A 10,695-nucleotide genomic window follows, 5' to 3' on the forward strand; every position below is an offset into this window, starting at 1 on the left:
TCCATCATTGCAATATAGAGAGTACGGTGATACTATTACTGGTCTCTACATTGCTAACGATCGCTGGTTTATACGATGTTGACGAATGGTGATGATATTGTGTTTGTGAAGCTAGAGGGTAAGCAATATGCAATGTCTCAGGTTTTGGCTCCTTTGGTTAATCGGGGTGAGTTAGAGGTTGCATGGCAAGTTTTACGCAAGATTGCAGAAATAGATGTTTGATGTATAGATTAAGGATTTCTACTATTTCTCTTTTTTTCTTTATCTATTTGCCGCTCTATCGAATTAATCATGTCTTTTACCCAATGAGACATTTTAGGGTGTTTGCGCTATGATTTGAATAGTGTTAAGTATGTTTCAAGCTTAGCAGTTTCAGCTCTATATAATTGTAGACGGGATTCTAGAGCATCGCAAAACTCTTCAATTTCACCAAATTCATTGGTCAGTTTTACTAAAGCTGGATGCCATTGACTCTCACCTGAATCTTTTTTCTCAAGTACAGGATAAAAGTTACATAAGAAACGCAATCGGTTTTTTGGGTCTTTCTTAGCCCAATTGATATACTCGGTTTCAGGGACTCCAAATATTATACCTGCATTGTTTTGGGATTCTCCATCGAATGTATGTCGGAGGTATCCAACAAGTTCTTCCAAATAAAAAGTTTCAGATGGAGTTGCGATTTCAAAGAAATTAGATAAAGCATTCCATAGCAAAATTGGCTTGTCTTTAACTAATTCTTGAATTACACTCTGAAAATCATTATCTAACATTTGAAAAATTTTTATATCTTTAACTTTACATAACCGTATAACTTGATTAATTAATCCAATTGCAAATTTATCATCAATTCCGTAAAACTTATGAACCAAAAGAGTTAGTTGTTTGAATGCATACGCATGATTTATTGCTATTCTTTCTATTTTAAGAAGTTTTGGCGCAGTAACTAGTTGTTTAATTCGTTTAGCTAATTGTTTGTCAAGATTTGAGCGGTTAAGTTGGTACATAGAAATGATTTCTAGCGCCGTCCATATACCGACAGATTCTTGATTTAGATATAACTCATCAATTAAAGGCAAGATTTCTTTGACTTCAAGATTATCCAATCCCCTTCCATAGGAGAAATATACACACTCAGGTGCGTTAATACTTCCGTCTTTTAATTTCTGTACAATTTCATTTAGCCTTTCCGCAGAAATATCTATAGCATTGTATATATGCACCATTTGATTTTTCAAACGATTAGATTGCTGAGCAATTTGGATGCATTTAGTCACAATATCACTTCCTCTTTTGTCAATACCAGAAATTAATCCACTGAGAAATTGAATACCTTTATCTTCTGTAGATTTTTCAAACTCTTTGACTGCAATTTGAAATATTTTTAATGGATCTTCCACTTTTATTGCCAATTCATAGGCAAATGGATATACATTATGCAACTGTTCTTGTACCATTATTTGGATGACTTGGTTCGTAAGATCTAGATTTATAGCGATTTCAGCCGCTACTTCTTTCGCTTTTTTGGAAGAGTATTCAAAATCATCATTAGATCTATTGTTCGTATCGTAAGTTGAGTCTGGATCGTGAATATCCATCTGCCAAAATTTTGTATATAGTAATGCTAGTTGTATTAAATCGGTTGGTAGGAGCGTATCATAAAGTTTTCTTACTCTTATCGATAAAGTTTCTGATCCCTTTTTTCTGTCGTAATATAACCAATCACCAATTCCTTTAATTGCCTCAAGCCAGATTCCTTTATCCTTGGTATTATCTTGTAAAATATTTTCAACATCTCCAATAAGGTTTTCGTAGGAGATTAAATCTCGAATATTAAAAGCAATAATTTCTTCGCATTTACAAGCAAAAACTTTATTGCTAACACGAATTTTATTTAGTCTTTGAAGACCTTCTCTAATAAAATCGAATAATTCATTCCCTGTCTCTGGTCTCCAATGTTTTAGCGGAGGTTGAGTTCCTATTTTATTAAAGTCTCTAGTCCAGCCTCGATAACTTCTTTGTATAGTATTTTGTAATGCTTCAATACAGATCTTAATGACCCTTTCATCATTAGAATTAAGCCCATCATCTAAGATGCGGAAACGTTCTGATGGTTCGACTTCAGTTCCGCTTGAATATATTTGAAAAAGTTGTGTAAAGATGATAGTTGAGCTATTTCCCACAGGTTGCTTTTCAACAGCAGCTAATTTTAATAGTATTCTTGCTGCAATATGAAAAGTTTTTTGGCTAAAAACAAGTTTCGCTAAAACATTTATTAGATGATCTTTTCCTGATTGTACTTGCTGAAGTTCATCTATTGATAGTTTTCCGAATATTCGCTCAATAGTATAAGCAACACTAATTGGATCAATGTGTACTAAAGCATCAAGGCATTGTAAACCAATATTTGTATTTAAACTTTCTAGCGATCTGCACAAGCCATCTCTTGCTAACAAGATCTCGGTAACTTTAGCTAATGTTTTTGAAGTGTCAAAATACTCCCATCGCTTTAAAAAGGATGACTGTAATCTTGGTGGTGCATTCTCAATAAAATTAAGAATATTTTTTACACGCAATAGATCTAGCCTTCTTAATCCAAGAAAATTAGCTATAGGCAAAGGTTTTGCGATAAAAAAGTAGCCGTTATAGTCTACAAGAAAAGACTTTGCGGCTTGAGCTAGATATTCATACATTTCATCCCCAGTTTGACGAGCTAAATTTTGAGCAACAAAGTCAAGTTCTTCACTTAGGGTTTCATCTGCTCCTAATTCAGTAAATAAAGCAAGACACTCAATAGCTCGAACTTGTTCTATACAAGTTATGCCGCAGCCTTTAAGGATACGTTCTTCGACATCTTCTATAGATTTTAGAATCGGTAATCCTTCTGAGTAGTTATCAGTAGCTAGTACAGCAATACGTGGATATCCATCGCTTAGATTTTTGACAAATTCAATATCTGAGTTATCAGCTTTGGGATAGCGTTGTCGAATGATCCCTTCAATTAGAGTTTCATTGGCAGGAGTAACTGAAATATTCAAACAATCATCTTTGTCTATAGGTTGATTGTCATTGCCAATCGTTATGATTTTGAGATTGCTACTTTCTTTCTTCACTATTTCATTAAGCTTAATAGCAGTCTCACGAGGACAGTTATCTACAATGATGAGCGCTAACTTACTTGATGCTGAGAAACTTTCAACATCTGCCAAAATTTTATGACCTATTTTTTCTAAGTCGCAGTAAACTGTAGACACTGATAACGAAAGCTTTATTGTGGTTGTCTCATCCTTAAAGACTTCGTATACAAATCGCGTTTTACCAAGCCCCGAAGCCCCATAAACCCTTATCGTTCTTCTAGGATCTGCTAGGTAATCCATAATTCTTTCCTTTGTTTTATGGAAAGAAAGTGAGTCTCTTTCTTTGTTCTCTACTATTTGAAATCGATCAGCTTTGTCTTCAACTAGTGGCACTTTAGAAATATCTAATATTTCCCCCAAGCTTTCAATTGTTTCATAGCTTTTTAGCTTAAGTCCTGATTCTTGTTCATTAAGCCAAACTGCGATCGCAGGATATTGCGATACCCAAGTCGCAATTTTATTAGCATCATAAATATCAATCCCTATTTCATCGGGATTCCCCCCAGCTTCTCGAATACCTTGGTTGATAGCCTCAATTAGTTTGGTTTTTTCTTGATCTACAATTGGGGCAGAAGTAAAGCCGATATAAAAGCCTTTTTTAGCAATAACCGTTGTCACTGCCTCATTTAGTTCTCTTTGAGATCCTTTCTTTTGACTTTTCTTTGTCCAAACTTCTTTTTTCCATCCTGCTCTTCCTAAATTTGTAGCTTTTGACTGAAATATACAGAATCTAGAGGGTAAATAATTTGTTTCTTCGAGATACTCTGTCCATTTAATCTCAAGTGAAAATCTGGCATCCTCACCACCATCGGGGGTAGTAATTTGAAGAGGAACTGAAACTCCTCGTAGTGGTATTCCAATATACTGAGCCTCAGCGTGAAGTAATTTCTTGAGTAATATGACAAGGCTATTGCTATCTAACTTTTCAATTTTAGAGGGATGAACATCAAAAATCATGACAGACAGAAAATATACACGTTGGTTTTATTAATGTACTCTCTAAGTACAGGGCAAAAAGTTGCAAAAGTAGGCAGGGAGGGGTTTTATAAAAGATAACCACATCGTAAATAAAACCCCTATGAAAGAGATTAACCTATTCCGAGAAAAGTTGCAGCAACATCTGCAATGGAATAGAGCAAGACTAGCCTTTGTGTCCATGTTCTTGATCGCGCTAATGCGAGTAAAGACAGTAAACCTAGCTGAAATTGCCACAGGATTTAGTGGTTATGCCAAAGTCGAATCACACTATAAGAGGTTACAGAGATTTTTTCGAGACTTTGAAGTGGACTATGAAAAGATCGCACTCATGGTCGTCAAAGTCATGCAAATCCCCGAACCTTGGGTAATTTCTATCGACCGCACCGATTGGGAATTCGGTAAAACCGTGTTTAATGTGCTGACATTGGGAATAGTGCATTACGGTATTGCATTCCCGTTGGTATGGATGATGCTGGACAAAAAAGGTAACTCAAACACCCGTGAGCGCTGTGAATTGTGTAATCGATTTCTGGAAATATTTGGAGACCGCAAAATCGACTTTTTGAGTGCAGACCGAGAGTTTGTCGGTGAGGATTGGTTAGATTACTTGTTGTGTGAACCATGTAACCGTTTTCGTATCCGCCGTAAAAATACTTTGCTCAATGACGGGCAGAAAAAACTGCGTGCCGACATTTGTTTTCAAGACCTCCAAGTTGGTCAGTCCAAAGTATTGTCCAAGCCCAGAAAGGTTTGGAACCATTGGCTTCGTATAGCCGCTATGCGTCTTGATGATGGCGATTTATTAATTGTCGCGACGACTCATGACCCTGATACGGCTATTGCTGACTATGCTAAGCGTTGGGCTATTGAGACTTTATTCGGGTGCTTTAAAACCCGTGGCTTTTGTTTGGAGTCCACTCATCTTCAAGATCCTGAACGTCTTTCCAAACTAATTGCTTTGCTTACTCTGGCTTTATGTTGGGCTTTTTCTTCTGGGCTTTGGTTGGCTCAACTAAATCCCCTCAAGCCTAAAAAACACGGTCGTCTTCCTAAAAGCATTTTTCGCCTTGGTTTTGATTTCCTTCGTCACATCATCTTTGACTTACATCTCAATTCTCAAGCCTTCTTTAACTCCATTAAATTTTTGTCCTGTACTTAGCGAAACCCGTCATCTTGCCCTTCAGCGTATTAAATCAGAAGCAAGGGAAGTAGGAGCCAATGCAGTTGTTGGCATTAAGACATCGATTTTGCCATTAGGAGCAATGCAAGAAATGGTGATGATTGGCACTGCTTCCCATCATCCATATCTGCCAGAGGTTTATCATCAAAATCCGATCGCTAGCGATCTCACCAATGAAGAAATGTGGAACCTGATTAATCAAGGATATATGCCTGTGCAGCTAGTCTTAGGGGTTTCCGTTTACTCTTTGGGATTGCTCGGCGGCATAAGCTCGTTTTTCAAATCTTTTGTGCGCGGTGAAATTAGAGAGTTGACAACGCTGATTTATGAAGCCAGAGAAGAAGCTTTAAAGCATATCGCCGAAGATGCCCGCCGCTGTGGTGCGGATCAAGTGGTGGGCATCAAAACCTATGTTTATAATTTAGGTGGTGGCATTATTGAGTTTTTAGCTATTGGCACAGCCGTGAAAAAAATGCCAGATGTCAGGACTGAATCAGAAAACCTCATACCACAGGCGATTATTCGTGACCAAGAGACTTTTATTAATACTGCGGAAACCACTTCGGCTCTCTCGTTAAATCAGCCCACAAACTCATCGAGCATTCTTGCCGTAGTTGCGGGCTTAGTCATATTTGCATTTTGGATGATCTTTTTCCTACTTCGATTTGTTCATCGTTAAAAATATTTATCATGGTGCATAGTAGCTCGCGTTGATACTGGTCTGCTTATGCTTACCTTGTACTGCCTCAAGTCCTTACGAATATTGGTTTTGTTATGTCAAAAGAGATCTCGTTTAGATGGTTTAGTGTATTTGTATGTTTTTATGAGATCGCTAGCTTGATTGTCTACCTGACAACATCTTTTTCCTCTTTGGCTTGGATCATTGCATTTTTTTCACTCTTACCATTTTATGGAGTTTGTGTAATTAGCATGATTGTAGCAACCATCAAAAAACGCAATGCTAGAGTCAGGTATTACAGGGCTTTTATTCCATTAATATTCGTACTTCAAGCAGCCAAGCTTTTATCTAGCCCCGCAAGCTGCTATGGATGGAGTCAGGGTAATAGTTGCTACTCATTATTACAATTATTACTAGATCCTGCAAATCTCAAAACGCTTTCAAATCCGCCTCCCCATTGGCTAACAATCGAATCCATATTTCCAATTGCATTAATCCTTTATATGATTTCTGTTGGAGCTTTTTTGCTGACGATTCGCGTTCAAGAAGTTTAAAAGGATAACCCTATGAAGTCTCAGGGTGATAATAATTTGGTGTAGTATCAGCCATCAGGGCAATTGTAATTCAGTATAACGTCCCAATCTTGACTCTTTTGATTACCTCTTAATCTCAAAAAGTCACTTTTATCCGAACTTCCAACCTATAAGAAGTCTAATACTAGTATGCTCGAAAATGCTCGTGAATTTCTTTCCCAGATTAATAATTACCCAATCTCATCAAGACTAGAGGAAGAGATAACAAATAGCGATCGCGCTTTATTTATTCTCCATGACCAATTGAATCTTGCTGTTTTTCCTAGAGATTTACTTGATCGTAAGCCAATTTTAATCTTTGTCGAATCTCTAGCCTATGCCACCTCTATTCCGCATCACAAACAGAAATTAGTTTATATATTGAGCACTCAGAGGCACTTTGCAATTAGCTGCTATCAGAAGGGTTTTCTCATTGTTAATCTATTTGCCGAAGGGGCTTATGCTGATGCTTTAGAGGAATTCCTCATACGTTATCCAAATATAGAGTTAACCTATATGCAGCCTTCTGAATGGGATACGCGATCGCAGATGGCAAGATTAGCAAATATATTTGGTAAGCGTATTAAGGCTTTACCCAATCAATTTTTCATTGCTGATGTTGAGAAGTTTAAACCTAAAATCAAAAAAGGTTATCGCCTAGAAACTTTTTATCGAGAATTACGAAAACAGACAGGCTATCTGATGCAAGACGGTAAACCGATTGGCGGTAATTGGAACTACGATAAAGAGAACCGCAAGGCATTACCGAAACAGATAGTAATTCCAGAAATCCCAGAAATTAAACCTGATCCCATTACTCAGGAAGTAATTGAGCTAGTCCAGAAATACCTTCCCAATACATTTGGGAAGGTAGATAAATTTATTTATGCTGTAACCCGCGATCGCGTCCTTGAGCTAGCTCAATTATTTGTCGAAACCCGCTTATCCAGATTTGGAGCTTACGAAGACGCAATCAAAGTAGGAGAACCATTTCTATTTCATTCAGTATTATCAATATATCTAAATAATGGCTTGCTCTTACCAAGGGAGATCTGTGAAATGGCGATCGCAGCCTATGAAAAAGAATTAGCTCCTCTGAACTCCGTTGAAGGATTTGTACGCCAGATCCTCGGATGGAGGGAGTATATTCGCATTTATTATGAAGCAAAGATGCCAGATGTCCGCGAGAGTAACTATTTTGGATTTGATAACCATCTACCGCAGTTCTATTGGGATGCAAATACAGATTTACTATGTCTCAAAGATGCGATTACCCAAGTTTTAAATTACGGCTATTCACATCACATTCAACGCTTGATGATCTTAAGCAATTTCAGCAATCTCATCAACACTGATCCCCGCCACCTAAATCGCTGGTTTTGGCTTGCCTATGTGGATGCCTATGAATGGGTTGAACTACCTAATGTCCTAGGAATGTCTACCTTTGCGGATGGAGGCATATTAGCATCTAAGCCCTATGTCTCGGGAGGTAACTATATCAATAAAATGAGCAATAGTTGCTCGCAGTGCAAATACAATGTGAAGGAAAAAACGGGCGAAACTGCTTGTCCATTTAACTATTTATATTGGAATTTTGTCGATAAACATCGCGAAAGCTTTACTGAAAATGGAAGAGTCTCACTTATGGTAAATGCTTATGACAAAAAGACAGAAGATGAGAAACAGGAAATTCATCTATCAGCAAGCAAATTTATAAATGGTATAAAGTATGCTCCTTTAATTAGCTAGGCATAATTCAATATAAAATTTTATTTAAGTCTACCAAAGGCGATCGGGGTTATCTCTTCCCGTTTTGACAATCCTCCTCGCCAGTAATAAGCGATCGCATTGCCTTCAGCATTTTGAACTATGCCTATCGTTCCAGTTCCCAAACCAGTTTGCCCTTTGCTGCGACTATCCTTTGCGTGGGGTGCGCTCGTCGAGTCAATTACTGGAATCAGGATCTCATTGGGGCGATCGGGGTTCAGACTTGGCTTGGCGCGAACAAGCATGACATGACCAGTATTGTGACTGTCAAGGTCTTGGGGACGCAACCAAGCAACAATATCGCCACCACGTAAATCACTCGCTTTATGAATCCGCTTCCAGTGCTTAGTTTCTTTAGCTTGGGTAGCAAATAATGTATAAAAGTCTTGAGCGAGGGGACGGTGAACTTTTGATTTAGAGACGGGTATTTCTGCATAGGCTTCTGGCAATACCCTTTGGAGTGAGTAGTCTAAGAAGCCCGAACAATCATAGTTATAGCGTCCGTTAGCTTCATCTACATCAGTAATATGTTGGTAAGTTGAGGTTTGCATTGCCGCAAGTTGCCGTTCGGCTTCTTGCAGTAAAAATTTATTCTCAGTAGTTTTTGACAAAGCAGCAAAGGTTATTCCTAAGGTGGCTAGCGAAGCGATACCGATAAAAGTTATTTTCTGAACATTCATTTGGCTATTTCTCCAAACACTCGAATACCTCATTCAACTCGGCTATTCCTCGAACTAGGCGATCGCGCAAATTATCATTAAGCTTGGGATTTTGCAAAGCTACCTCTTGGATGGCGACTAACCATTTAGACATTGGTACATAGCTAACGGCGGCGCGTAGTCCCATATTGGTGAGTACTGCTAGATAAAAGCCTTTGAAATCTTCTGGATAGCCGTAGTCATAGAAGCCATGTATCAGCTCTAGTTTGTCGGGGGTATAGGCTTCATATTGATCAAGGGTGATTGGGGTGCGATCGCTTTGGGGTTGAGGAAGGGGTGGTTGAATCATTGGGATTACTTAGCCTCTAATTCAAAAAATTTAGTATATGGGCATTAGCTAAATCAATGTTCGATTTACTAAGATTATCTTGCAAACTTAAAGTAGCTTTTGAAAATATATTAGCGTCTTCAGCCTTAGCAACAATATTACTGGATTACTTGGATCACCCTAAATGCAAAACCGGAATTTACCGCCACAAATCCTCTCACGCGCAGAAGGTATCGCAAAAGGAAAAGCTCTGCGGGAACGAGTACCGCGCTCAAGTCATGAGGAGTGGAAAACCTCATCAGAGCGATCTGAACCTATGGCAATATTAGAAACATCTAACCAAGGCAGATTGCCAGAATTAGTGCCACTGAGATACGGACGAATGCTCGCATCTTCCTTTGCATTTCTGCGAGGAGCCGCCAGCATTATGGCATTCGATTTGAGCAAAACGCCTACAACTGGCATAAAAGTGCAGGCTTGCGGGGACTGCCACTTGTCCAACTTTGGTGGGTATGGCACACCAGAACGAAATCTTGTCTTCGATGTTAATGACTTTGACGAGACCCTACTAGCCCCTTGGGAATGGGATGTGAAGCGGCTAGCTACTAGCATCGTGGTGGCAGGGCGATCGCTTAAATTCTCAGACAAAATCAGTCGCATGGCAGCGATCGCTGCTGTTCAATCTTACCGCGAACATATGAATGAATATGCCCAAATGACCATGATGCAGGTTTGGTATGATCGCATTGGAGTTGAATCACTACTTGCGTTTACTGATCGCGCCAAACAACTCAAGAAATTGAAAAATGAAGTGATAAAAGCACGGGCATTAACACCCGTAATGGAACTGCAAAAATTGACCGAAATAGTTCAGGGACAAAGACGTTTTATCAGCAATCTACCCTCAGTATCGCGTCCAATGCCTGAAGATTCTCTGGCATCGGAGATGTTATCGGTCTTTCAGAAATATCGGCAAACTTTACGCGAAGATATCCGCATTTTGCTAGACCATTATCGCGTTGTGGATGTCGCAATGAAGGTAGTGGGAGTTGGCAGTGTTGGTACACGCTGTGGAATTGCTCTACTGGTGACGGGGGATAATGACCCTTTATTCCTACAAATTAAGGAAGCTCGCAGTTCTGTACTGGAAGCGTATGTAGGTAAAAGTAGTTACGATAATCACGCTCAAAGGGTAGTTACAGGACAGCGACTGATGCAAGCCTCAACCGATATCTTCCTTGGCTGGGCAAGGGGCGAGTACGGGCATGATTTTTACCTGCGGCAACTTAGGGATATGAAGATTTCTGTCGAGATTGACAGTATGTCGGATACAGATTTGCGGGGCTATTCGCAGTTATGTGGCTGGGCTTTGGCACGAAGCCACGCTCGAACTGGCGA

9 protein-coding genes are annotated in these 10,695 nt (G+C 39.1%); 6 read left to right on the top strand and 3 right to left on the bottom strand.

Translation table 11 applies throughout. The features are described from left to right. Positions 1-75: 75 nt before the first annotated feature. Positions 76-222 carry a hypothetical protein gene (locus HC246_RS20110; RefSeq protein WP_169365203.1) on the top strand — a complete coding sequence of 49 codons (147 nt, stop codon included), beginning with the start codon at positions 76-78 and terminating at the stop codon, positions 220-222. Positions 223-329: 107 nt separating this feature from the next. Here the strand turns inward: HC246_RS20110 and HC246_RS20115 are convergent, their stop codons facing one another. Next, entirely contained in the window at positions 330-4,091 is a 3,762-nt protein-coding gene (locus HC246_RS20115) for a hypothetical protein (protein ID WP_211167856.1), read from the bottom strand. Between the two features lie 121 nt (positions 4,092-4,212). On the opposite strand from HC246_RS20115, the gene HC246_RS20120 reads away from it, so the two are divergent. From HC246_RS20120 to HC246_RS20135, 4 genes are all read left to right on the top strand, one after another. Next, the gene (locus HC246_RS20120) at positions 4,213-5,271 is read left to right on the top strand and encodes an IS4 family transposase (RefSeq protein WP_169361901.1); all 1,059 of its coding nucleotides are present in this window, start codon (positions 4,213-4,215) and stop codon (positions 5,269-5,271) included. Continuing rightward, entirely contained in the window at positions 5,210-5,971 is a 762-nt protein-coding gene (locus HC246_RS20125) for a heavy metal-binding domain-containing protein (RefSeq protein WP_225903057.1), read from the top strand. The genes HC246_RS20120 and HC246_RS20125 overlap by 62 nt, the downstream gene beginning before the upstream one ends. Positions 5,972-6,222: 251 nt before the next feature. Then, the gene (locus HC246_RS20130) at positions 6,223-6,525 is read left to right on the top strand and encodes a hypothetical protein (RefSeq protein ID WP_169365204.1); all 303 of its coding nucleotides are present in this window, start codon (positions 6,223-6,225) and stop codon (positions 6,523-6,525) included. Between the two features lie 168 nt (positions 6,526-6,693). Next, positions 6,694-8,292 (top strand): cryptochrome/photolyase family protein, encoded by a 1,599-nt coding sequence (locus tag HC246_RS20135; RefSeq protein WP_169365205.1) that lies wholly within the window; start codon positions 6,694-6,696, stop codon positions 8,290-8,292. Positions 8,293-8,312: 20 nt separating this feature from the next. On the opposite strand, the gene HC246_RS20140 is transcribed toward HC246_RS20135, so the two are convergent. Beyond that, positions 8,313-8,990, bottom strand: coding sequence for a hypothetical protein (locus tag HC246_RS20140; RefSeq protein ID WP_169365206.1), 678 nt, complete (start codon positions 8,988-8,990; stop codon positions 8,313-8,315). A gap of 4 nt (positions 8,991-8,994) precedes the next feature. Further along, positions 8,995-9,318: a hypothetical protein gene (locus tag HC246_RS20145; protein ID WP_169365207.1), complete on the bottom strand. Its 324-nt coding sequence runs from the start codon at positions 9,316-9,318 to the stop codon at positions 8,995-8,997. A 163-nt stretch (positions 9,319-9,481) separates the two neighbouring features. On the opposite strand from HC246_RS20145, the gene HC246_RS20150 reads away from it, so the two are divergent. Beyond that, positions 9,482-10,695, top strand: a 1,214-nt coding sequence (locus tag HC246_RS20150; protein ID WP_169365208.1) for a DUF2252 domain-containing protein, incomplete at its 3' end; no start/stop codon positions are given.

This window comes from Pseudanabaena yagii GIHE-NHR1 (assembly GCF_012863495.1).
Classification (GTDB): domain Bacteria; phylum Cyanobacteriota; class Cyanobacteriia; order Pseudanabaenales; family Pseudanabaenaceae; genus Pseudanabaena; species Pseudanabaena yagii.